The organism is Desulfogranum marinum, assembly GCF_963675105.2.
In the GTDB taxonomy this organism is placed as follows: Bacteria; Desulfobacterota; Desulfobulbia; order Desulfobulbales; family Desulfobulbaceae; genus Desulfogranum; species Desulfogranum marinum.
This window is the reverse complement of record NZ_CAXXRO010000004.1, coordinates 686,660-710,159: the sequence shown is the minus strand read 5'-3', so window position 1 is coordinate 710,159 and position 23,500 is coordinate 686,660. Positions and strand designations below refer to the sequence as shown.

Below are 23,500 nucleotides of genomic sequence, written 5' to 3'. Positions count from 1 at the left end.
AGTAAGATAGATGTGACTTACAATGCTCCTTTACCTTGAGGAACCAAAGGCGAATATAGGTCCTCCCCTCATAATGTGGATTGTTGTCCCTTAAAAGCATCAATCAGGATTTATCTCATCATCACAACAGCACTACTCTCCTTCTTCTTTGCCAGAGGACAACTATGCGACGACTAACGCTCATCCTTTTCTTATTCTATACCACTCTTATTCCCATATCCTCTTGGGCCAAAGTTTTTCCGGCTGAGTTTAATACAGGGCGTAATCAGCTTATAGCCTACATATTAAGCCATCAACTGCCGGCCCAACATTTTTCCCACGAGCCTTTTGACGACTCCCTTTCAAGAGCGGCCTTTGATCTGTTTATCAGGCAACTTGATCCCCGCAAACGCTTTCTTCTCCAATCCGATATTGACCAGCTCAATGCCTTTGCAGACCACATTGATGATGAACTCAAGAGAGGCCGTATAATACTGGCAGACGCAGGGGCGGAACTACTCAATGACCGAATTCGTCAGGTACAAAAGTATATTGACCCTCTGATTGAACAGGGGTTTGAATTTTCCCAAGAGGAATTCCTGGAAGGGGATCCCAAAAAAATAGCTTATGCTCAAGACGCAGAGGCACTTAAGCAACGGTGGCATAAAATCCTCAAGATGCAAATTTTGGGGACTTATTTTGATGAGCTAGACGAACTCAAGAAAAAAAATCAGGAAAAGCAGATCGACAATAATTCATCACAGTTCAGTGAACGTATAGCTGCTGCAACAGAAAAAGTGCGCAAACGGGTTCACCGCTCATTGGACCGATTACTCAAACAAACCCGTCAGGACCATTACAACAGATACTTTGACACTGTGGCCCGGGCGTTTGATCCACATACGACATACATGCCACCAACATCCAAGGAAGACTTCAATATTCACATGAGCGGCTCTCTGGAAGGCATCGGCGCCCTGCTCCGGGAAGAAGACGGCATGATAAAAGTTGTCCGAATTATCCCCGGAAGTGCTGCCGAGCGACAAGGTCAGCTTGAAGGAGAAGATATCATTCTTGCTGTTTCTGAGACGAATGGGGAACCAGTTGAAATTACCGACATGCGCATCAGGGATGCGGTGAGCTACATCCGTGGCCCAAAAGGTACGGAAGTAAAACTGACCGTTCAAAAGCCCGATGGAGCCAGGATGGTTATTCCCATCACCAGGGATGTTGTTCAGATCGAGGAGACCTACGTTAAATCAACTACCCTTAAAACTAACGAAAATAAAAAAATTGGGTATCTTCGTATCCCAAGTTTTTACCGGGATTTTGCAGCCAATGGAAATGGTGAGAACGGACGAAACGCAACAGCTGATACAGAAAAAGAACTCACCAAGCTTATGCAGGAAAACATCCAGGGTCTCATTCTTGATCTCCGCAACAACGGCGGAGGAGCTCTTTCTGATGCAGTACTCATATCAGGCCTTTTTCTCCCTGGCGGGCCGGTAGTGCAGGTAAAGAATTCACAGGGAATGATCAGGGTTCTGGAGGATGAAGACCCGCGCGTTACGTATTCCGGTCCTTTGATTGTACTTGTTAATCAGTTCAGTGCTTCAGCTTCCGAGATTCTCGCTGCCGCTCTCCAGGATTATGGAAGGGCTTTGGTCATAGGTGGCAAACATACCCATGGTAAAGGTACAGTGCAGGCATTGCTGGACATGAATAGAAACCTGCCACTTCTCCAACTCAAAAAATACGAAGACCTGGGCGCACTCAAGTTAACAATTCAAAAATTTTATCGTATAAACGGTGGTTCCACTCAATTCAAAGGGGTTGAGCCGGACCTGGTCGTTCCTTCTCTATTGGACAACCTAGAGAGCGGTGAACAGTATATGGAAAACTCTCTACCCTGGGACCAGGTGGAAAATGTTGGTTTCGACACCTGGCAGGGACCAAGATTTGACATAACAGCTGCTAAAGAGCAGGGCCGCCAATGGATCAAAACCAACAAACAATTTCAACAGATAAAAGAAGAAGCTGAACGAACCAAAAAACGTATGGAAAAAACCCAACTCGCCATTGACCTGGAAGGAATGAAACAGGAAAGGGAGGAGGTGGCCATGGCGCGTGAAAAAGCGAAAAAAGCCGGTTTGTTCAACGAAGAAACAGACGACGAAAATCATAAAAAGGAAATCCCGCTTGGCAAAGAACTCGAAGATGACCCTTTTGTGCAGGTCTCTCTTTTTCTACTGGGAGATAAAGGCGGCACAAACCAGGTCATAACTCAGATCCAATGATTTTTACCTTGAAATCGCCTGATAATCATGATAGAGCATGTCCTGCATGAATCATCATTCATTTTTCTGCGCAAAGTTTATGCTCTAGAGTGAGTTATCAGGTTGATAACAAAGGCCCGCTTCCAGACAGCTCCATAATCGCCTCACAAATTGCATTGACTTTTCGCTAATTTCCTGTTGCTTCTTTGCCAGGACTCACGCTTTTTAGCTAAAACGATGGAATTAAAAGAGGCCCTCGAAGGTCACAAAAAAGAAATAGTATCACTGTGGATTGAAAGAACCCTTAATAGCTACAAATCCCCAGGTTTTTTCAAAAAAGAAAGTGATTCTTTTGCCAATCCGGTTGGTGTGAATATCAAGGATGCCTTGAGTACAATTTTTGATTTACTCTTAGCAAATGCAGAGCATCCTGATTACGCCGACCCTCTTGACCGGATAATCAGAATTCGCGCAGTACAAACATTTACTCCTGCCCAGGCAGTAGCACCTTTATTAGAACTCAAATGGGTTATTAAACAGGTGTTTTCTACCAAAAAAGATGCTGAGCCACTGCTGAGTGAGCTTGACACTCTGGATTGCGATATTGACCGCATAGCCCTTATGGGATTCAATCTATACATGGAGTGCCGGGAACAAATTTATCGTTGCCGGATTAATGAGATTAAAAGCGGAAGCCACGTCATTACCGACTCAGGCTGTCCTTCCAAATTGTTGCAGGATAAACCGACAACATTGGAAAGCAATTAAAGTATTACACCTTACTAGTGTGACCTGCCAGATGGCCACAGCGATGTCACCTGTGACCGTTCAGTCTGGCTTTCGTAATAACTTATTTAAGTTATTTTAACTTGAAATGCGAAGGAGTGATCGATGAAGTACGCCTTCCCGTTCGCGGCAGTAGTTGCCTTGGTGCTGATAGCGCTCATTGGTGTACAGATACCAGGAATGCAATACTTTTTCGGTGTTGTAATCCCCTATCTGGCCATGGCGCTGTTCCTCGGAGGATTTTGTTACAGGATATTCTACTGGGCAAAATCACCTGTTCCCTTTAAAATTCCAACTACCTGCGGCCAGGGATACTCCCTGCCCTGGATCAAGCAGGATAAGCTGGAAGCGCCCAACAACACCTCTCAGGTGGTGGCAAGGATGTTTCTGGAAATTTTCCTTTTCCGCTCCTTGTGGCGTAACACAAAAGCCACTGTGTATGATGGGCCGAAGCTGACCTATGAATCAAGCAAGTGGTTATGGCTCTTCGGTATCCTCTTCCACTATAGCTTTTTGGTGGTTGTTATTCGCCATATGCGAATGTTTATGGAGCCAGTTCCTTTCCTCGTATCATTTGTGGAAGTTGGGGATTCCTTGTTACAGATTGGCGCACCAACCATGTACATGACAGACGTTACATTGGTACTGGGCCTCCTCTTTCTGTTTGGCAGACGATTGGTCAATCCGCATGTCCGCTACATCTCACTGGCTAACGATTACTTCCCTCTTTTTCTGCTTCTCGGGGTTGCTACCACCGGTATCCTGATGCGCTTCTTTTTACGCACCGATGTAGACATCAATGCCATTAAAGAGCTGGCAGTGGGTCTGGTTACCTTTCAACCAACCATTACAGCAAAAATCAGCGCGATTTTTTATGCACACCTCTTTCTGGTATGTGCACTGCTCGCCTACTTTCCATTTAGCAAACTGATGCATATGGGTGGTGTTTTCATGAGCCCTACCAGGAACATGGCAAACGATTCTCGCATGGTCCGTCACATTAATCCTTGGAATCCTGACATCAAGCCACACTCTTATGCTGGTTATGAAGATGAATTCAGGGAAGACATGATCGAACAGGGTATCCCTGTCGAGAAAGGATTACCGCCAAAACCTGAGGCTGAAACCAAGGAAGAGGCCGAGTAAGCTCGACAAAACCAAGAGTAAAAGGATAACGCAATGGCAGTAGTAAAGGTAGATAAGTTGGCACGAAGCGTTGCCGAGGGACCCTCTCTGATGACTGGCGCCTTTCCAACCAAAGACTGGATGGAAGTGCCGGCGGTTTTTAAACCCGGCAACTACGCTTACCCCACAAAGCCAGAAAAATTAGAATATCTTGACAGTCAGCAGGGTATCAGCTTACCCAATGCAAGGGACTGGAATCCTGAAGAAGACGACTGGAAACTTCCAGAAAACTGGAAGGACATTATCATCCAGGGAATCGCTGATAGACTGGATAAGTTCCGCAGTCTAAAAATTTTCATGGACTGCTGTGTTCGCTGTGGTGCATGTGCAGATAAATGTCACTTTTTTCTGGGAACAGGCGACCCCAAAAACATGCCGGTACTGCGGGCAGAATTGCTTCGCTCTGTTTATCGACAGAACTTTACCTTAGCAGGTAAGATTCTTGGTAAACTCGCCGGTGGCCGAGAAATGACAGTAGGTATAGTTAAAGAGTGGTTCATGTACGCTTACCAGTGTACTGAATGTCGTCGATGCTCTGTATTTTGCCCATACGGGATTGATACAGCAGAAATCACGATGATGTTGCGTGAATTACTGCATCTGCTCGGAATTGGCATCAACTGGGCCATGGAGCCAGTAGCCAACTCCAACAGGACCGGTAACCACATGGGGCTGACCCCCCAGGCGTTCAAGGGCAATGTGGATTTTCTTTGCGAAGATATCGAGAATCTCACAGGTGTAAAAGTTAACCCCACCTTTAACCGTAAAGGTGCGGAGGTACTTTTTATTACCCCTTCAGCAGACGTTTTTGCTGAACCGGGTATTTTTACCTGCATGGGATATTTGATTCTCTTTGAAGCCATCGGACTTGACTACACGTGGTCGACCTATGCCTCTGAGGGTGGAAACTTTGGTCTGTTTACCAGCAATGAAGTCATGAAAAAATTAAACGCCAAAATGTATGCTGAAGCTGAGCGTCTTGGTGTTAAGTGGATTCTTGGTGGTGAATGTGGTCACATGTGGCGTGTTGTCCATCAGTATATGGAGACCATGAACGGCCCAGCTGACTTCTTGGAAATACCGAAGTCACCCATGACCGGTACGGTCTTTGAGAACGCTGCTTCCACCAAGATGGTCCATATTTCAGAATTCACGGCAGACCTTATCAAGCATGGCAAACTCAATCTTGATAAAAGCCGTAATGCCCATGTAAAAGCAACTTTCCATGATTCCTGTAACCCTGCCCGGGCGATGGGGCTGCTTGATGAGCCACGCTATATCATGGATCATGTGTGTGATTGGGTGGAGATGCCTGAAAATACCATTCGTGAAAAAACGTATTGTTGTGGATCTGGAACTGCTCTCAACACTGATGAGATCATGGAACTCAGGATGCGTTCAGGACTGCCACGAGCCAATGCCGTCAAATACGTACGTGACAAGCACGATGTCAATACACTTGCCTGTGTTTGTGCAATTGACAGGGCTACGCTCACCACACTGTGTGATTACTGGGTACCGCCTGTTCAGGTTGCCGGTATTAGCGAACTTGTTGGTAATGCACTGGTATTGGAAGGTGAACAGCGACAGGAACTCGACGAAGGTCTCAGGACTTTGGTCTAACCCCCCGGTTGAAATGGAGGAATAACAATGTACGACAGTGGTAAAATCATTCCGGGGCTGATCATTTTCGTCCTGTTTATCACGATCCCCATCTGGTACAACCATGGCGATGCCGGCAATGCACCAAAGCCGGAGTTGCCAAAAGATGCAAAAAGTTGCGTCCTTTCTGCAGAAGCTATGCGCTCCGGCCATATGCAGCTGCTGAATGAATGGCGAGATGAGGTATTGCGAGACGGAGATAGGGGCACCATTACTATTGATGGTAAACAATATCAGAAGAGCTTGATGCTGACATGCATGGAGTGTCATACCAGTAAGAAAAAATTCTGTGACACCTGTCATGACTATGCTTCTGTTAAGCCATATTGCTGGGACTGCCACATAGCTCCGGTTGAGTGAACGGCAAAGGAGGAGATATACTGATGGATAAAAAAAGAAGAGATTTCCTCAAGGTTGCCGGGATTTCAACACTGGCAGGCCTTGGTGGAACAGCGGTTGTCGATAAAATTGTTGCAGGTGCAAGCCCGGCAGTTGCCAACGCTTCTACTGCTGCACATGCAGAAAAAGACACGGCACATGCCAAAGCACCAGTTGCTGCAACCGGCAAACGATACGGGATGGTCATAGATGTCCGTAAGTTCCAAAATGATCCTTCACTGGGTGAAAAAGCTGAAAGAGCCTGTATAGAGGCTCATAACATCCCAGAATTTCCAGAGAAGAAGGATGAAATCAAATGGATCTGGATGACCAATTATGAGAACTGTTTTCCTGAAAAGAGCCAATTGTACAAGGACGAGACCACCGAGTCACACCAGGTGCCGGTCTTCTGTAACCATTGTGATGACCCACCATGCGTAAGGGCTTGTCCGACCAAGGCTACTTTCAAAAACAAAGATGGTGTGGTCATCATGGACTTTCACCGTTGCATTGGCTGTCGATTCTGTATGGCTGCTTGTCCCTACGGCATGAGAAGTTTTAATTGGCGTAACCCAAGACCTTTTATCAAAGAAACTAATAAGCAATTTCCTACCCGTATGCGCGGTGTGGTTGAAAAATGCAACTTTTGCGCCGAAAGAATCGGTGTAGGAGAACAGCCAGCCTGTGTTGAAGCCTGTGGTGAAAGTAAGGCCATGGTGTTTGGTGATCTGAACGATCCGCATTCAGAGGTAAGGAAAATACTGAAGGAGAACTATACCATTCAGCGAAAACCCTCGCTGGGTACCCATCCATCCGTCTTTTACATAGTATGAGGTTGCCATGTTTGAAAAAGCACTAAAAGGAAACAATTACTACTGGATGTGGCTTGCCTTCCTCGGGTTTTTTATTGGTATTGCCGTCATCTGCTACCTGCGACAGTATTTTTACGGTCTTGGCCTTACCGGCATGAGCCGTGATGTCTCATGGGGACTTTATATTTCGCAGTTCACCTTCCTGGTTGGTGTTGCCGCCGGGGGTGTTATGCTTGTATTGCCGTATTATATTCATAACTACAAGGTATTTGGAAGAATCACTATTCTTGGAGAGTTCCTTGCAATAGCATCCTTGCTGATGTGCCTTATGTTTATTATGGCTGACCTTGGCCAGCCTTTGCGCGGATTGAATGTCCTCTTGTACCCCACGCCTAACTCCATGCTTTTTTGGGATATGTGCGTGCTCTGGGGATACCTGATCCTCAATGCACTTTGTGGCTGGGTGATCTTGACCGCAGAACGTAAACAGGTAAAACCACCAAAGTGGATTTATTTCTTTGTCTACCTGTCTATCCCTTTTGCTATCTCGATCCACACGGTTACAGCGATGCTGTACTGTGGTCTTCCAGGAAGGCATTTCTGGCTTTCAGCCATTATTGCACCTCGCTTCCTGGCATCAGCATTTGCTGCAGGACCAGCACTGATTGTAGTACTGGCCCTTATATTGAAGCGTGTGGCCAATTTTGATGCCGGCAAAGAAGCTATTAACAAAATGGTGACTATCATCATTTATGCAGCGCTAGCCAACATGTTCTTTGTCGGCCTTGAATTTTTTGTCGGCTTTTATTCCAATATTCCTGGTCACAAACATACACTGACTTACCTGTTCTTCGGTCTTGAACATCATGGTCATGTATATAACAATTTAGTTCCGTACATGTGGGCGTTTGTTGCCTTGTTCCTGCTTGGGATCGGACTCATCAGCCATCCATATACACGCAAGCAAAGTGAGCTCTGGCTTGGCGTTGGTTGTGCCTCTATCTTCTTTTCTTTCTGGCTTGATAAAGGTATTGGATTCGTACTGGGTGGCTTCGTACCAACCCCACTGGAAGAAATTGTTGAGTATTATCCGACTGCCAATGAGCTGTTCATTACCATCGGTATATGGGCAACAGGATTTTTCATCTTGACGGTCCTGTATAAAATCGCCATTGGCGTAGAGCATGAAATAGAAGCTTGATTCGCCTGATTTCTGTTTCACTTCTAGTTAAAAAAGCCCTTGGCTCGTGAGAGCCAGGGGCTTTTTTTTATCTGATTACGTACAAAACTCAGCCAATTATCTACCGAAACAGACAGGGGACTAATTTTATTTCTCTTTTAAACCCGGGAGACTGAGCGAAGACTCCGATCTGTCTCCCGAGTCCCTGTACCAGGCTCTGAGTTACCGTCCACCAGGTCGCTACTGTTTAAACCCAATGCCCTGTTTTTTGCCATCAACCCTATTAACGTAATCCTCTTTGGTGATTGCACACCAATGGTAGCCATCGAAATCAGCGTGAATGTACTGTTCTTATCCTTCAAGGTACTTGGATTCCTGACAAAAACAGGGTCTCGACGAGTGATTTCAGCTCTCCTAAAACGGCCTACCTTTTAGCGGGCCATTATTTCAATATACTGCTGCCACCAATACATTATTTGCGGTTTAAAAAATAGATATGATAATCCACCAAGAGAGAGAAAAGGGCCAAAGGGTATCTTAAGCCGTGTACTTTCTTTCTTACTGATCATCGTTGCAATGCCTACGATGCTTCCTGTCAGTGAGCTGAAAAAAACTACATAGAGCAAAGATGGCCAGCCAAGAAACGCCCCGATCATTGCCAATAGCTTGATATCCCCGCCGCCCATACCATCCCTGCGGGTGATGGCATAATAACAAAAAGCGATAAGATAAAGTACCCCGCCACCAGCAAGAATGCCGATAATTGACTCCTGCCAGGTAAGGTACGTACAAAAAAATGAACCAACACCACCAGCAACAATACCTGGAAGACTGATCACATCAGGAATAATTTGGTGATGAATGTCGATAAATATGATAACCAATAGACAAGCAACAAAGAAAAAATAATACAAAAAATCAAAACTCAGTGCAAATCGTACGTACAGAGCTGCCGACAATAAAGCCATGCAGACTTCCACCACCGGATATTGTAATGATATGGACGTTTTGCAACTCCTGCACTTCCCCCTGATTAAACAATAACTAATAATTGGAATATTATCATACCACCTGAGAGCTGTTTTACAGACTGGGCAGTGTGAACCGGGGAAAACGATGGAGGCACCCTCTTCAGGTAAACGAAGGATCACCACATTGAGAAAAGAGCCGACGACAGCTCCAAATAGTATGACTACGAACATGACTACAAACTCCATTAAACACACCCCCATATTTGTCGCATAAACTGCAATCGCTCACAGAAAACTTTATTACTGAAATACCATTACTTACTTGGCATTGTATCCCTATTGGTGGTTGCCATGGAAGGTAAAAAAATCATTTTTTATTAATCCGTACAATCCTACTTCTGCATAATGACTTCCATACAGGAAAATTCGCGCATCAAATCAGCCGAACAAATCACGGAAGATATCTTTCGCCTGACGCTACACGCTCCTATGATAGTGTCCCAGGCTAAGCCCGGCCAATTTGTAATGGTCAAAACTTCTTCTAACCTTGATCCCCTTCTTCGGCGTCCTTTTTCCATCCATGACGTCTCAGCTGATGGAGATCTTTTATTGCTCTATAAAACCATCGGCAAAGGAACCACATTGCTCAGTGCCCTTACTCAAGGAATGAGCGTTGACCTTATTGGCCCGTTGGGTAATTGTTTTACCTATTCGGGTAACCACGATGTGTGCCTCATCGGCGGTGGTATGGGTATTGCGCCATTACTTTTTTGGGCAAGGCATTTGAGTTCAGGCGTAACTAAACCGGGTACACATCGCGTGTTACTTGGAGCACGGCATCGCAGAGAACTCCAACCAATAGCCACTGCATTTCAATCTCTTGGATATAACGTTGACCTCGCTACAGACGACGGTAGCTTAGGTCACCATGGTTTTGTCAGTCAACTCCTCCCCCCGATATTACCTTCAGTCCAAGGGGTATATGTGTGTGGTCCGACCCCACTAATGCAGGAAGTGGCCAACCAATGCCACGAGATTGACATCCCATGTCAGGCTTCCATGGAAACCCATATGGCCTGCGGTCTTGGCGCCTGTCTTGGTTGTACCATACACGGAAGTGACGGCACATATAAGCATGTGTGCAAACATGGTCCGATCTTTGATGCTAAGGAGGTATTATGGACCATCTAAACAACCAATCACCGGTGGATCTTTCTGTTAATATCGGCGGCATACAATTAGCAAATCCTGTTATGACAGCATCCGGTACATTTGGTTACGGCCGCGAATTTGCTCAATTTGTTAATCTCGATGCCATTGGCGGTATTGTGGTCAAAGGCATTTCCATTGAACCCAGAGCAGGAAATCCGCCCCAGCGTATAGTTGAAACCCCCTGCGGCATGTTGAACGCGATTGGACTTGAAAACGTCGGCCTGGAACGGTTTATTGCGCAAAAACTTCCTTATTTACGTTCCATCAAATGTCGGGTTGTTGTTAATATTCTAGGCGATTCTGTGGAAGAATATGCCTATCTTGCCGAAAAACTCTCCGAGCATGCAGGCATAGATGGGCTTGAAGTCAATATATCCTGCCCCAATGTTAAAAAAGGTGGTGTCGCCTTTGGGACCAATCCGGCAATGGCTCAGGCAGTCACCGAGGCAGTAAAGAAACACTCTACCCTGCCCGTTATTGTTAAACTCTCTCCAAATGTCACTGATATCGCTGCGATGGCAAAAGCCGTGGAAGCCGGAGGCGCGGACGCAATTTCACTTATCAACACCCTCATTGGCATGGCCATAGATATTGACAAACGACGTCCTCGTCTTGCCAATATTATCGGTGGGCTGTCAGGGCCTGCAATCAAACCCATCGCCCTGCGCATGGTCTGGCAAGTAGCCAATGCCGTTTCTATTCCGGTTATCGGTATTGGTGGGATAGGTACAACCGAAGATGCACTTGAATTTCTCATTGCCGGAGCCACTGCAGTGCAAATAGGGACTGCCAACTTCTATGACCCTGGTGCTGCCGACACCATCATATCCGGCCTTACGACCTATCTTCAGCAACATAATGAAACCTCGCTCATCAATCTCATTGGTTCACTGGATACTGGTGTGTTATCATGAAGCAAGGACGAGGACTTATATGCGCTGCCACTGCAGCTCAACATCCTTCGGATCTCACCACCCTTATAGAACCTGTGAGAGATAAGGTAGATGTGGTCGAAATAAGACTGGATTTAATGGCACAACCCGAAGTAGCAAACTGCATCACCTGTCTGCCTGACATCCCCCTGCTCTTTACCAATCGACCTCTTTGGGAAGGAGGCAAGTATAGTGGCACTGAAAAGGATAGAATCACAGTGTTGCAAGATGCAATCGCAGCAGATGTGGCCTACATAGATATTGAACTCGACACCGACAAAAAACTGCGCAACGAAGTTATTCTAGCCGCTGAGGACCGTCAAACAGCTGTTATCGTCTCAAACCACAACTTTACGGAAACACCAACAACTCAAGTCCTTGAAGATACCCTTCAGCACATGATGGACAGCGGGGCTGATATTGGCAAAATTGTCACCACAGCCCAAGAACCGACAGATGTAATTCGTGTCCTTTCTTTGTTGCAACTCTCCCATGCAAACCAATTTCAACTCTCAGCCTTCTGTATGGGTGCCGTGGGTAGGATCAGTAGATTGGCAACCCTTTATCTGGGTGGCTGCATGAGCTATGTTGCTGTTGACGATCTCTCTGCTACCGCCCCTGGTCAGTTCACAACAGAGCAGTTCCATTCCCTCATTCACCTTTTTGAAAACAATGAACATTAATGGAAAGACCCGGCTTTTTGCAATAATAGGCAACCCTGTCAGCCACTCCTTAAGCCCTGCCATGCACAACGCTGCGTTTGCCGAGCTCGGTATAAATGCAGCGTATGTACCTATAAAGGCAGACAACATAGAGCAAACTGTTGCCGGACTCCGTACACTTGGCTTTGTTGGCGCTTCCGTAACCGTCCCTTTTAAGGAAACAGTTATGGGCTGTCTGGATAAAATTGACCCGACAGCGGCAAAAATTGGTGCTGTTAATACACTTGCTTTTCGCCAGACAGACCAAGAAAAGATTTGTATATGTAATGGTTACAATACGGATTGGATAGGCTCCAACAGCGCGCTTGCACAAGTTATCGATCTAAAGGGCGCTACAGCTCTGGTAATCGGTGCAGGAGGAGCGGCAAAGGCTGTTGTTTTTGGGCTGCTTACTGCCGGGGCCAAGGTAACCATCGCAAACCGTACCCAGGAGAAAGCAGAAGGCTTAGCCTTGGAATTGGGATGTGATTCTGTACCGTTTGAGAACATAGCTACAACTTCTGCGGATATCCTTATTAACACGACCACAGTGGGTATGGCTCCACACAGTGGCCGAAGTCCGGTTGCCAGTGAGCTTTTACCCAATTATCAGGTCGTCATGGATATTGTTTACGCTCCTTTGCAGACAACATTGCTTAAACAAGCCATTGCTTGCGGCTGCAAAGTTATAGACGGGCTTGATATGCTCCTTTACCAAGGCGTTGAACAATTCCGTATCTGGACAGGCGTACAACCACCTCCCAGCGTCATGCGCAAAGCTCTGCTTAAGGCCATTGATAAGCTCTAGGGGCTTATAAACTAACCAAGAATTGTCACCCATTAAACAAAAAGACATCTACTCCTATGATTGAAATCAAACCGCTGCAAGAGATCAATGCTGTTGTTTCCGTACCCGGATCAAAGAGCTTAACCCAACGTTCGCTCATCGCTGCAGCTCTTGCCGAGGGAACATCCACCCTCCATGGTCCACTTTCCAGTGAAGACACCTCGTATACCATTGCTGCTCTGCGTGCCATGGGCGTAGCGGTTAATGATCAAAACCCTGATAAATGGACAGTTGAAGGCCAGGGAGGCTTGATTGCTCAACCTGAGGAAACCATTTTTCTTGGCAACAACGGTACCGCTACCCGGTTTCTCACATCAGTCGCCTCGCTGGGCAAAGGTCTTTTTCAGATTACCGGCAGCCGGCGCATGACAGAACGGCCAATTCTCCCATTGATGAAGGCCCTGCAAGGTTGGCAGGTTGACATTCAAAGCAATATGAACAACGGATGTCCCCCTCTTACAATTCGTGCTGCTGGTCTTGGTGGCGGCAAAACAATTTTACCGGAAGGTAAATCCAGTCAATACCTCTCCTCCCTGCTCCTCGTAGCACCCTACGCACAAAAGCCTGCCGAGCTTGAGGTACTAGGTGAGGTTCTATCCCAACCTTACGTAGAAATGACTCTGGCGGTGATGGCTGATTTTGGAATTCGGGTTGAAGCAGCGCCAACGCTCAACTATTTTCGAATTCCACAGGGCCGGTACCAAGCAAAAAATTATCTGATTGAAGGTGATGCCTCCAGCGCATCCTACTTCTGGGCGGCAGCAGCTATCAGCGGCGGCACGGTTACAGTGGCAAATGTTCCAGTCCCCTCTCTCCAAGGTGACACCAACCTGGTGCCGCTTTTGGCCAGAATGGGATGTGAGGTATCACAAAAAGATGGTGGAGTGACTGTCAGCGGGCCGGAAACGCTGGAGGCCATTGAGGTGGACATGGGAGACATGCCCGATGTTGCTCCAACCCTGGCTGTTGTCGCAGCCTTTGCCCAAGGGACAACTACTATCAACAATATCGCTCATCTCCGCATTAAAGAGTGTGATCGCATATCGGCAGTAGTCTCCGAACTACGCAAGCTTGGCGTAGATATTGAGGAAGAACCGTCACGAATGCGAATCCACGGGAAAAGCGGCAACAACGGCTATCATGGTGCTACGTTGGAAACCTATGAAGATCATCGAATGGCGATGTGTTTTGCTGTGGCAGGCTTGCGCATTCCTGGGGTAAAGATCACTGGCGAATCATGCGTTGCCAAATCATTTCCGGATTTCTGGGAACGATTTGAACTGCTCAGAGGGTAGTCTCTCCGCTGCCACACACCATTAGTAACAGACAAAAGAAAATCAGGGGACAAAACGGGGAAGTACAGTCACTGCATCGTGGAGTTTGCACCGCAATTTTTGGGCAGCATTGCCACGGTTGGCGGCCACTTCCAAAAATCCGTCACTATCGATAACCACACAGAGACTACCGGGGTTACAATCAGAATAGGTCCTGAGCAGGGGACCTATCTGTTCTCCCCCAAGTTGGACCAGTATAGTGTCGGGAGGGTCAGCCCACCCCTGCAGATCCGCATAGCGAATCGACAGACGAATATTACCAAAATGATCAATTCGGACCACCTCTCCGATCACTTGGTCATCTGTCCGCTGCACCTTCAGACAAGGTAAGCGAACACAATCTGCTGGATGAACTGCCTCACCTGCAGTAATAAACGGCTCTCCCTTAGCAAGATCTGCTGCCAGTGGAGCCATGATATCACGTCCATGAAATGTTGCACTACTCTCAGCATCACTTGCGGTTAACTGCCTGATATCATGAAGCGCCCCTTTTTCGATTAATGCTGAAAACACCCCATTGTCCGGTGCAATAAAATAATAATCGTTGCTCCGTGCGACAAGAATGGCCCGGTGACTGCCAACACCCGGATCAACCACTGTCAGATGAACGGTACCCACTGGAAAATGATGGTAACAGGTGAACAGTGTCAATGCTGCCCCTTGAATATCATGCCGGCCAATGGCATGGGTGATATCAATAATTTTTGCTCCTTGCCATCGCTTGAGTAATGCACCTTTGAGCTGTCCCACATAAGGATCACTAATGCCAAAGTCAGTTATGAGCGTAACAATCCCTGATGGTTCCATTAATTATCAGCCCTCTTCGTCTTTGAGCAACAGTACATATAGCGCACCATCTTCTTTCATCCTTCCTGCAGCCAACCCTGCCTCTGCACCGCTCCCCCAAAACAAATCAACTCTTCCAGGTCCACGAATAGCAGAACCGGAGTCCTGAATAGTGACAAACCGCTGCAAATCATTCCACTGCACGATATGCTGGTCACGAACCACTGGTTTTCTGGATTGAAGAAAGACCAATGCGCCGGGCGGAAAGCAGGTTTTATCTGCAGCAATTGACCGACCTGGAGTCAAAACCTGCCCGATACTGCCAACCGCCCCTTGGGTATTTCCCCAATCAAAAAAAATAAAAGATTCATTGTGGTGCAGGATCAAATCGCGCTGTTCCGGATTTTTGTCGATGTAGGAGCGAATCGAGTCAAGACCGGCCTCTTCCAACGTCAGCATGCCACTTTCAACCATATATTTACCAATACTGCTGTAAGGCCTGCCATTTCGCATGGCGTAATGTACTCCGCGTATGGAACCGTCTGGAAGGGAGATCAATCCTGAGCCTTGAATATGAAGGACAAAGGCATCAAGGGGATTTTTGAGCCAAATCAGTTCTTGCCCTTTGAGCAGGTTGTCACGTTCTATTTCCCCCCTTGTCCAATACGGTACAAAGTGGTCCTGGTCCATCCTGCCGACAGTTTGCTTTTTCCGGCCTTGCTCGACATGCCGTATTACCAGATCTGCCGGCACCTTGTACAAGGGATAGGCAAAGACTGGTGTGCGCTTGAGACTACCGGGAAATAATGGTTGATAATAACCAGTTACGAGCATGGATCGATCGGGATTAAATCCAGCGATGCCCCTTGCTTGATACACGTTGAAATGACGAGCTATCAGCTCATTCAATCTTGTTGGAGATGGCTTGTCAGTTAAAATTTTTTGAAAAAACTCTACTGCACGGGTGATATCTGCAGCCGTACATCTCCTGTTATCGATGGTATAAACAGCTGAAGGGGGAAGGCGTCGCAGATAAACAAGACTTTTTGTAAGAGCAGCATCAAGGTCTTGATAGGCAAGGTCATCTGTAAAAAAGGGGTAATCAGATTTGCTAATCTCAGAGAGTGGCTTTTGGCCACATCCAAAAGGGAGCAAAAAAAGAAGCAAAAAAATGAGTACAAAAGATACAGTCGGTTTCATTATTGCCTTAATAAATGCGGTCACACCATATCGTGGCGGTTAAATTTTCCAACTCACTCATGTCATCAAAAAAAAGCATCTTACCGCATGTTGATAGAAATAGGTGAAGTTCTAATACGATGATAGCATAAAGGATTTTGCTTTCCGGCAATGGAACAGCAGTCCGACGGAAAAGGAGAAAGGCCCTGCTGCATAGCAACAGTTTTATCTTGTAAGAAAAAGCAACAGCAACGGGGAAACAGAAAAGCACCGGTGTCCACCATGTCCATTTACCCCAGGTTGCGACAACTCTTGTCCTGACGGATTCTCAAGGGGTGCTCTTTATTGTTTGCAATTCGCCTCCCTCAACAAACATGCTGTTTCAAAAATGCTGAATAAAAACGGAAAGAAAATGATCCATCTGGTCCTCTGGCAGGCTATTAATCCCAGCTGCGGCGGCTCTTCCACCACCTGTGGGAAAGAGACGGCAGAGTGTGTCCGCACCTGTCCGGTTGACAAGAGGCGCTCGGACACTTACCCGATAACTGCCGTCATCGTTGACAAGCAGGGTTGCATGTGCCTTTTCCGGTGCCTGTCGAGCAAGCTGATTGGAAAAGACGCCCACAATTCGTCGGGCCCAGGCAGCATTGGGCAGCTGGTAGACTCTTCCTGTCTGAGCGTCCTGCAGTGGCCCTAAATTTTGTGCATATTCCATATCCTGGGCATACCCTTCTTGCAATGAGGCCAAGGTAGTAGACTGCCGGTAAAAATCAAATGGATCGCGGTAGGCATGAACCTCAAGAAAAAGCTCGGCTGGTGGAATATGTAGATCCTCAAGAGTAATGCCGTAGCCGTTATAATTCAGCAGATGGCCAATTTCGCGCAACTGGGTCACCTGTTGCTCACTCAAACGCAGTTGAGTGGCCTTTTCCTGTGCCACTTCATCAAGATTATCACCAAAGGCACCGGCAATGGCCCATAATGCAAACCTACCTTGCAGAAGGGAATCCGCAATAAGGGAGGTGCAGGTCTCGGGGTGGGGGTCAATATGTGTTGTAAGCTGAGGAGAGAATGGCAGGTCGCCACTGAAGTGATGATCTATATACGTTATCTGATTATTTTGTTGAAGAAGCCGTTCTACTGCATTTCTGTTTCTATCAAAGGAGATGTCCAACACCGTCACCTGAGCATTTTCCACAGTAAGAATCTGCTGCAGGAGAAGCACATCTCGCTTCACGCCTGTAATAAGTCGCGCTTGCGGCTGAGGCGTGGCAAGTCTAAGTTGATGCAAAGCGCAAATACCATCTGCATCGCCGTTAAAGACATCAATATATTTCATAAACTGAGAAGAAAAACAAAAGGGATCATTTAAAACCCAGGCAGATCAAGCCCTAAAGGATTACCGATGTTTGCCAGCCTAAACATGAGCATATAGGTCTGATCACCGTCCGCACGGTTAGTTAAAAATTCAACAGACCAGCATGCCGGTTGATAGAGGAGGCGAAAGTTCTCCTCAATGGTCGATTCGTCCTCGATGGAGCGTTCAATTCCATAGCCCACTGCAAAGTTGTACGGCAGAACCACCCAGGCATCAAGACTGATGGAATTAGTATCTTCAGTATCATCGTACTTATAGTCAGCTGACAGATAATCCCCCCGGTTGCTTTTCAGATCCACTTCAACGGTATGGGCATATGCACCTTCCCCGTAAACGCCGATCTCTGACTTATATTTGAGCCGTACCTCCTCCCACGGATAATACCCCATCTCAAGATTGATGGCGGTCAACGGCGTATCTGTCTCGTCGCTGGTAAAATCATATCCCTGATAGATTTTAAAATATCCATAGTCACGGTCATATTTACTTCCATCACGGTCCCCATAAATATCAAAGAAGTTATTGATCCCGTAATAGATGATATTTTGATCAGCTATACTGTCTACACTATCCAGATAGGGGAGGTCATCCTGGTCATCGTCTGAAACATAGTCATAGGACACATAGGGGCGAAAGGTATGACTCCAGGCATAAACATTGCCTATATCAACATTGAAATCACCAATCATGGTTGTCCCAATCTCAGCACCTGCATCGAAAAGTAATCGATTCTCAGTATCTCCATCTGCAAACCCATCAGGGTTGATGTCTTCATCACTCTCATCCCCCCCTAATTGTACGGCATAGAAGGTATCTCTTACCCCGACATTAACGGTTGTCTCCAGATAACGACTAAGCGGAACAGCCATGTTCAGCTTTGGGTGGACATCAAATCGATGGGCTCCGACCCCTTCTTCACGATAATAGTTGACATAATCAGCATCCCAGGAAAAATCGATCCCGCTGTTATCATACACAGATAAAAGTCCGGTATAAGACAGTGAAGGGAGTTTCCACAATCGCGACGGACTACTATCGCCCAAATCATCAATTGCCAGAAATTCACCCTGCAATGAAGATCCATTGTCAAAGGAACGAAGGATCTCTAAAGAATTTTCTCGATAGAGTGATGTTTTATTCTGAAAACCACGACCAAAAACATCAAGAAATCGATTTTGGGTGGTTGTGAAGCCGGTCATACCGGTATTAAACTCTGTTAAATAATCTTCATCAGAGACAATGTCCAAATCTAAACGGGTAGTCCACAGACCAATGTCCTGGTCAGCCTTTCCTCGTATCCAATAACGATCTTTATTGGTGTGCGTATACCCAGTCTCTTCATAATATTCTGTCTGCGACGGATCGCTTAAATCATCAGACAGGTAGTTGGCCATCAATGCGCCTTTATCGTTCTGATCTACAACATAGCGAAATTCGCCACCAAGCATCATTCCCCTTTCAGCCAAATATTGAGGATAAAGGGTGATATCACTGTTGGGGGACAGATTTATAAAAAACGGCAGTTCAACACCAAAGCCATCCCGGTCAGAAGTAGAAATAGAAGGGAACAGAAAGCCTGTCTGTCGTTTACGTTTGGCCGGCAATATCATGTAGGGCGTATATAGTATGGGTACACCTTTGACCCTGAAAGTAGCATGCTTTAAAAAAGCATACCCACCATCAGTGATTTCCGCATCAGCAGCGGCAAAACTCCACGGTGGGGTTTCGCCATCTTTGAGCTTACAGGTGATGATCCATCCGTCTTCTATGTGGTAGGTCAAGTCGCCGGTCTTTTCAACCACTCGTCCCTCAAGGTGCATGTCTTTATACTGGCGCAGGACAGTAGCGTTTTCAAAAGTACCGGTTTCATCTTCCAGGTCTACCACCCCTGATTCGGCACTTAATTGATCCGGTCCAACATCTATGAGCAGATTCCCGCGAGCCTTAACCCGACCAAGATCGGCATCATAGACCATCCAGTCTGCCTTTATAGTGGTCAGCACCTTGGTTGTGGTCACGTCTTTATCAGCATCTTCTTTATCAGGAGTGTCCTGATCGCCATCAACGGGGGCTTTTTCGTCAGCACTCTTACCTAAAAGATCACTCCAGTCACTTTTATCTTTTTCCTTTTTCTTGCGGGTAACTGATTCCTTTTTTTCAAGCACCACGTTACCTTCGGCGATCACACTTGGTGGATCTTCATAACGGGTTAATTTATCTGCAGTTATCTCCCATTCTTGGGCATCAACCGATTCTGCATGACCAATCGCAGGCAATTGACTACATGGAAGAATAAGAATGAAAAAAAGGCTGATGATCGGGGACTGAAAAGTGAATTGTTTCACCTCGATCTACTCCTAGGCGTTAAATTGAGAATTAAAAGCTAGAACAACGACTTGTTCACACCCCAAGGTGCAACAGAAAATATGACTCCCGATTCATTTTATAACGAAATATTGCAAGACGCGCCCAGTGCTCAAATTAGGCAAAAAGATAGCATGGAAATCTGTTCGAATGTACGCGTACGGCCAAATTGTGTCAAGTTAAAAGTCATAGATTTGCCTTGCACAGCCATTGAATTTAGTTTAAGAAACGGCTGGTTGGAAGAGGAGAGCCTTCGGGGTTTATCTAATTCACCAGGGGGGTGAAAAAAATACCTTTAAAAAAGAGTAACAAGGCTCCTGACGGGTATCGGCGCAGTTCCAGGCAATATACTGTGAGCGCGTCCTTTATGCACAATACTTTCACGATGACCTACGCAGTGTTGCTTGCCCTCTATTACTTGCAGAATTGCACAGGCTCTTCCTCCGTCTCCTGCCCAACGACCCCTTTTCATGCATAATAGGCATGATCCAGTAAATACATATTGGCAGAATACCGCTATTGGGGCACAATACGGAAAAAGAATACACTGGAAAGAACTGTTTTTTTTGTAAACTTAAGCGTTCTTCTCCATCATTGATTAAATAAATGCGCCTTTCCTTCCCTCACACTACGACAAACATAGACTTTTTCGAAGGAAAAGCGCAAGAGGTCACTCAAAACGACATCTCTTAATGCATATCCAGGGATGAGGAGAGAGAACGCATACCTCCTTTTGCCAGGGAAACATTGATAACTGCAAAGTGGCCTAAACCGGCATTGAACTAAGCTGTAATCAAAAAAACAGACACAACTTCGGAACCATAGCCGGCTAGTGGTAATGGTTCTGAAGAAATTGTAAGGATGACAAAAACGGCGACGATACATATGCGCCGATTTAAATGAGGCCTTTGTGAAAAAAGGTCCCTAAAAATTGAGCAACTTCCTGAACTACTCGCCAGGGAAAGTGCACCTGAACACACCTTAATCGGAAAAACAATTATTTACAGAAAGCACTGTTGGTCACCACGTCACCAACATACTTTTTCCAAGACAAAGTGTATTCCTTGCCCTGACCATTACGAGCAGTTAAGTATCTGTGGATACTTTCCATGGTAAAAGAACACTTTACTTCGAAATGACACAACGTATCCAGGGAAATGTTGCTTGTTAAATCAAGCCCAGGATCAAGAATGACAGACGACGAAAATAAAACCCCTCAAGAACCCAAACCCACTATCAGAAAAGCTACCACCGGGGCATGGTGGAAAAGCGTCAGCGCCACCCCCCGGAAAAAAACCACTCCGGAAAAAAAAGTTCCATCCTCCCCTCCAGCTCCCCTCTCACTACCGGTAGAGCAGGAAGGAGAGCAACAAGAAGCATTTACGGTTCCAGATAATGCTGAGCCGGACATATTCACCCCTGCTCCTGCCGCACCGGCTATAGAAACAGCAACCAAAGCAGAGGCAACAAAAGAACGTAGCGCCGATAGTATTGAGACAACCGATTCCGGTGTGCAAACCAGCGAACAGCCTTCTCCTCCACCAGCAATAGAGGCGGAAAAAAACGTAGAAGAAACAAAAAAACAAGCTGTTGTTGACAATAAGGTAGCTGATTCCGATATCAGTATCACCGAGCTGACATCCATTTCACCAACTATAGAAGAAGAAAACAGCCAACAAGAAACGAAAGACCCCATTGCTGAAGACAAGCAGAGTGTTGATCCCGGCACAACAATTACCCAGCTGAGTTCTGCCGACCAAACTCTAAAGGCAGAAAAAAAGAATGACCAAACAAAAGATCCCATCGCTGATGATAGCGATATCTTAGAGTTTGATGTCATAACCACTGAAACAGAACTATCGGTTGCCCTAGAGGAAAAAGCTGAAAAAACCAGCCCCCGTAAACCAAGCCGTAGCAAACAGGGAAGGGGCAGAAAGGAAAAAAGAGTAGAAAAAGAGCAAAGTATCCCGCCAGAGCCTACTGTTTCCGCGAAACTGCTCATCAATGCCGAAGAGCCTGAAGAGTGTCGGATTGCGCTTATTGAAGAAGGTCGCCTTGAGTCCTATCATGTAACAACCGTTTCCCGTGAGCGAACAAAAAACAATATCTACAAGGGAACCATCGTTTCCATTGAGCCCAATCTCCAAGTCGCTTTTGTGGATATAGGAACAGGCCGAAACGGATTTCTTCCCTTCAGTGAAATTCATCCTGAATATTTCAGGCAGGATGTGAGCGAGCAAAATCGCAGGCTTATTGCCCAACATCAGTGGAAAAAACTGAAAATTGAGGATGTTGTCAAAAAAGGTCAGGAAGTTCTTGTCCAGGTAGTTAAAGAGGTGACGGGTAATAAAGGAGCCAATATAACCACGTACTTGTCACTTCCAGGTCGTTTTCTGGTTCTCATGCCCGGCAGTGACAGCGCAGGTATCTCCCGTAAAATAACCGGTGAGGAGCGACGCTCCAACCTGCGGCAAATAATGAGTAGTTTCACGATACCGGAGGGGGTTGGCTATATCATCCGAACTGCGAGTGTCGATATTACCAAAATAGGGTTGCAAAAAGACCTCCGTTTCCTACTGCTGCAATGGGAAGATATCAAACGCCGAGGACAGACAAAAAATGCCCCTGCATTAATCTATGAAGACGAAGACACGGTTACCCGTTTCCTCCGCGATCACTTCAGCCCTGCAATTACAGAAATTACAGTCGATACTGATCAGTCGTACGAACGTGTTACCAATTTCGTCAAACTGCTCCCGGTCAAGCAGAAAGATGTAAAAATAAAAATGCACCGTGGGGCCAAGCCCATATTCAATCAGTTAAACATCGAAGAACAGATTGAATCTATTTTCAAACCGCAGGTTGCGTTGCCATCCGGCGGATCCATTGTCATTGATCCTACTGAAGCGCTGGTTGCCATTGACGTCAATTCGGGTCGTACTTCCAAAAATGCCGATTTCGAAGAAACCATCTTTCTCGCCAATATGGAGGCAGCTGCGGAGTTGGCACGCCAACTTCGGCTGCGCGACCTTGGCGGCCTTATCGTGGTCGATTTCATTGATATGCGAAATAAGAAACATATCCGTGAGGTTGAGAAACAGGTCAGAACCAGCATGAAGCGTGACAAGGCCAAGGTGGATACCAGCAAAATATCCAGATTCGGCCTTATGCAGATATCGCGTCAAAAAATGGGCGCACCTGTTGAGAAGGCAAGTTATAAAACCTGCCCCCATTGTCAGGGCCGAGGAGTAGTTCGTTCGGTAGAGACGCAGGCATTATACTATTTAAGAAGGATACAAACAGGCATCAGCCGCAAAAAAGTCGATAAAGTGGAATGTAGACTGCCGCTGGAAGTTGCCCAGTACCTGCTCAATAAAAAGAGAAACGAACTCTGTGAGTTGGAACTCAAACATAGTGCACTCATCGACATTTTACCTATTGTTGAGATGCGACCCAACGACAACCAAATAGATTTTGTCAAAAATAAACAAAATGTCGACAACGAAAACTAACATGGCCGATATTCTTTTCTATAAAA

The 23,500-nt window shown here is 46.2% G+C and carries 18 protein-coding genes; 13 read left to right on the top strand and 5 right to left on the bottom strand.

From position 1 onward, the window contains the following. The first annotated feature begins 164 nt into the window (after positions 1-164). The 7 genes from ACHZCY_RS12060 (at position 165) to dsrP (ending at position 8,279) form a co-directional block, all read left to right on the top strand. Complete coding sequence (locus tag ACHZCY_RS12060) at positions 165-2,276, top strand: carboxy terminal-processing peptidase (protein WP_319549060.1); 2,112 nt, start codon at positions 165-167, stop codon at positions 2,274-2,276. A gap of 216 nt (positions 2,277-2,492) precedes the next feature. Beyond that, complete coding sequence (locus tag ACHZCY_RS12055) at positions 2,493-3,023, top strand: RsbRD N-terminal domain-containing protein (protein ID WP_319549059.1); 531 nt, start codon at positions 2,493-2,495, stop codon at positions 3,021-3,023. Between the two features lie 123 nt (positions 3,024-3,146). Beyond that, a complete protein-coding gene (dsrM, locus tag ACHZCY_RS12050; protein WP_319549058.1) occupies positions 3,147-4,187 on the top strand; it encodes a sulfate reduction electron transfer complex DsrMKJOP subunit DsrM in 1,041 nt (346 codons plus the stop codon). Positions 4,188-4,220: 33 nt separating this feature from the next. Beyond that, a complete protein-coding gene (dsrK, locus tag ACHZCY_RS12045) occupies positions 4,221-5,849 on the top strand; it encodes a sulfate reduction electron transfer complex DsrMKJOP subunit DsrK (protein ID WP_205221733.1) in 1,629 nt (542 codons plus the stop codon). 27 nt (positions 5,850-5,876) lie between these two features. Continuing rightward, positions 5,877-6,248 (top strand): sulfate reduction electron transfer complex DsrMKJOP subunit DsrJ, encoded by a 372-nt coding sequence (gene dsrJ / locus ACHZCY_RS12040; RefSeq protein ID WP_319549057.1) that lies wholly within the window; start codon positions 5,877-5,879, stop codon positions 6,246-6,248. Between the two features lie 23 nt (positions 6,249-6,271). Next, positions 6,272-7,099, top strand: a complete 828-nt coding sequence (gene dsrO, locus ACHZCY_RS12035; RefSeq protein ID WP_205221735.1) for a sulfate reduction electron transfer complex DsrMKJOP subunit DsrO — start codon at positions 6,272-6,274, stop codon at positions 7,097-7,099. 7 nt (positions 7,100-7,106) lie between these two features. Then, a complete protein-coding gene (gene dsrP, locus ACHZCY_RS12030) occupies positions 7,107-8,279 on the top strand; it encodes a sulfate reduction electron transfer complex DsrMKJOP subunit DsrP (protein ID WP_205221736.1) in 1,173 nt (390 codons plus the stop codon). Positions 8,280-8,689: 410 nt separating this feature from the next. Here dsrP and ACHZCY_RS12025 read toward each other — a convergent pair whose 3' ends face one another. After that, entirely contained in the window at positions 8,690-9,460 is a 771-nt protein-coding gene (locus tag ACHZCY_RS12025) for a prepilin peptidase (RefSeq protein WP_319549056.1), read from the bottom strand. A gap of 174 nt (positions 9,461-9,634) precedes the next feature. Here ACHZCY_RS12025 and ACHZCY_RS12020 point away from each other — a divergent pair, with 174 nt between their 5' ends. The 5 genes from ACHZCY_RS12020 to aroA are packed head-to-tail and all read left to right on the top strand — an operon-like array spanning position 9,635 to position 14,216. After that, positions 9,635-10,420 (top strand): dihydroorotate dehydrogenase electron transfer subunit, encoded by a 786-nt coding sequence (locus ACHZCY_RS12020; RefSeq protein WP_319549055.1) that lies wholly within the window; start codon positions 9,635-9,637, stop codon positions 10,418-10,420. After that, positions 10,408-11,355: a dihydroorotate dehydrogenase gene (locus ACHZCY_RS12015; RefSeq protein ID WP_319549054.1), complete on the top strand. Its 948-nt coding sequence runs from the start codon at positions 10,408-10,410 to the stop codon at positions 11,353-11,355. The genes ACHZCY_RS12020 and ACHZCY_RS12015 overlap by 13 nt, the downstream gene beginning before the upstream one ends. Then, positions 11,352-12,056, top strand: a complete 705-nt coding sequence (aroD, locus tag ACHZCY_RS12010) for a type I 3-dehydroquinate dehydratase (RefSeq protein ID WP_319549053.1) — start codon at positions 11,352-11,354, stop codon at positions 12,054-12,056. The genes ACHZCY_RS12015 and aroD overlap by 4 nt, the downstream gene beginning before the upstream one ends. Continuing rightward, on the top strand, positions 12,046-12,882 hold the full coding sequence (locus tag ACHZCY_RS12005; protein WP_319549052.1) for a shikimate dehydrogenase: 837 nt from the start codon (positions 12,046-12,048) through the stop codon (positions 12,880-12,882). Before aroD ends, ACHZCY_RS12005 begins: the two co-directional genes overlap by 11 nt. 56 nt (positions 12,883-12,938) lie before the next feature. Beyond that, the gene (gene aroA / locus ACHZCY_RS12000; protein ID WP_319549051.1) at positions 12,939-14,216 is read left to right on the top strand and encodes a 3-phosphoshikimate 1-carboxyvinyltransferase; all 1,278 of its coding nucleotides are present in this window, start codon (positions 12,939-12,941) and stop codon (positions 14,214-14,216) included. A 42-nt stretch (positions 14,217-14,258) separates the two neighbouring features. Here aroA and ACHZCY_RS11995 read toward each other — a convergent pair whose 3' ends face one another. The 4 genes from ACHZCY_RS11995 to ACHZCY_RS11980 all read right to left on the bottom strand — a co-directional run bounded on the left by ACHZCY_RS11995 (position 14,259) and on the right by ACHZCY_RS11980 (position 19,943). Beyond that, on the bottom strand, positions 14,259-15,062 hold the full coding sequence (locus ACHZCY_RS11995; RefSeq protein WP_319549050.1) for an SAM hydrolase/SAM-dependent halogenase family protein: 804 nt from the start codon (positions 15,060-15,062) through the stop codon (positions 14,259-14,261). Between the two features lie 6 nt (positions 15,063-15,068). Further along, positions 15,069-16,241 carry a murein transglycosylase A gene (gene mltA / locus ACHZCY_RS11990; RefSeq protein ID WP_319549049.1) on the bottom strand — a complete coding sequence of 391 codons (1,173 nt, stop codon included), beginning with the start codon at positions 16,239-16,241 and terminating at the stop codon, positions 15,069-15,071. A gap of 361 nt (positions 16,242-16,602) precedes the next feature. Next, positions 16,603-17,559: an acetyltransferase gene (locus tag ACHZCY_RS11985; RefSeq protein WP_205221745.1), complete on the bottom strand. Its 957-nt coding sequence runs from the start codon at positions 17,557-17,559 to the stop codon at positions 16,603-16,605. Between the two features lie 29 nt (positions 17,560-17,588). Then, positions 17,589-19,943 carry an LPS-assembly protein LptD gene (locus tag ACHZCY_RS11980; RefSeq protein WP_205221746.1) on the bottom strand — a complete coding sequence of 785 codons (2,355 nt, stop codon included), beginning with the start codon at positions 19,941-19,943 and terminating at the stop codon, positions 17,589-17,591. Positions 19,944-21,152: 1,209 nt separating this feature from the next. Between ACHZCY_RS11980 and ACHZCY_RS11975 the strand changes: the two genes are divergently transcribed. After that, entirely contained in the window at positions 21,153-23,474 is a 2,322-nt protein-coding gene (locus ACHZCY_RS11975; protein ID WP_319549048.1) for an Rne/Rng family ribonuclease, read from the top strand. Positions 23,475-23,500 lie beyond the last annotated feature (26 nt).

Bases quoted from the DNA above. Each gene is read 5' to 3' on its own strand.
- ACHZCY_RS12025 (WP_319549056.1), bottom strand. From the start codon at position 9,460: ATGTTCGTAGTCATACTATTTGGAGCTGTCGTCGGCTCTTTTCTCAAT.
- ACHZCY_RS12060 (WP_319549060.1), top strand. From the start codon at position 165: ATGCGACGACTAACGCTCATCCTTTTCTTATTCTATACCACTCTTATT.
- dsrO (WP_205221735.1), top strand. From the start codon at position 6,272: ATGGATAAAAAAAGAAGAGATTTCCTCAAGGTTGCCGGGATTTCAACA.
- dsrK (WP_205221733.1), top strand. From the start codon at position 4,221: ATGGCAGTAGTAAAGGTAGATAAGTTGGCACGAAGCGTTGCCGAGGGA.
- mltA (WP_319549049.1), bottom strand. From the start codon at position 16,241: ATGAAACCGACTGTATCTTTTGTACTCATTTTTTTGCTTCTTTTTTTG.
- dsrP (WP_205221736.1), top strand. From the start codon at position 7,107: ATGTTTGAAAAAGCACTAAAAGGAAACAATTACTACTGGATGTGGCTT.
- dsrM (WP_319549058.1), top strand. From the start codon at position 3,147: ATGAAGTACGCCTTCCCGTTCGCGGCAGTAGTTGCCTTGGTGCTGATA.
- ACHZCY_RS11995 (WP_319549050.1), bottom strand. From the start codon at position 15,062: ATGGAACCATCAGGGATTGTTACGCTCATAACTGACTTTGGCATTAGT.
- ACHZCY_RS11985 (WP_205221745.1), bottom strand. From the start codon at position 17,559: ATGAAATATATTGATGTCTTTAACGGCGATGCAGATGGTATTTGCGCT.
- dsrJ (WP_319549057.1), top strand. From the start codon at position 5,877: ATGTACGACAGTGGTAAAATCATTCCGGGGCTGATCATTTTCGTCCTG.
- ACHZCY_RS12005 (WP_319549052.1), top strand. From the start codon at position 12,046: ATGAACATTAATGGAAAGACCCGGCTTTTTGCAATAATAGGCAACCCT.
- ACHZCY_RS12020 (WP_319549055.1), top strand. From the start codon at position 9,635: ATGACTTCCATACAGGAAAATTCGCGCATCAAATCAGCCGAACAAATC.
- aroD (WP_319549053.1), top strand. From the start codon at position 11,352: ATGAAGCAAGGACGAGGACTTATATGCGCTGCCACTGCAGCTCAACAT.
- ACHZCY_RS12015 (WP_319549054.1), top strand. From the start codon at position 10,408: ATGGACCATCTAAACAACCAATCACCGGTGGATCTTTCTGTTAATATC.
- aroA (WP_319549051.1), top strand. From the start codon at position 12,939: ATGATTGAAATCAAACCGCTGCAAGAGATCAATGCTGTTGTTTCCGTA.
- ACHZCY_RS12055 (WP_319549059.1), top strand. From the start codon at position 2,493: ATGGAATTAAAAGAGGCCCTCGAAGGTCACAAAAAAGAAATAGTATCA.
- ACHZCY_RS11975 (WP_319549048.1), top strand. From the start codon at position 21,153: ATGACAGACGACGAAAATAAAACCCCTCAAGAACCCAAACCCACTATC.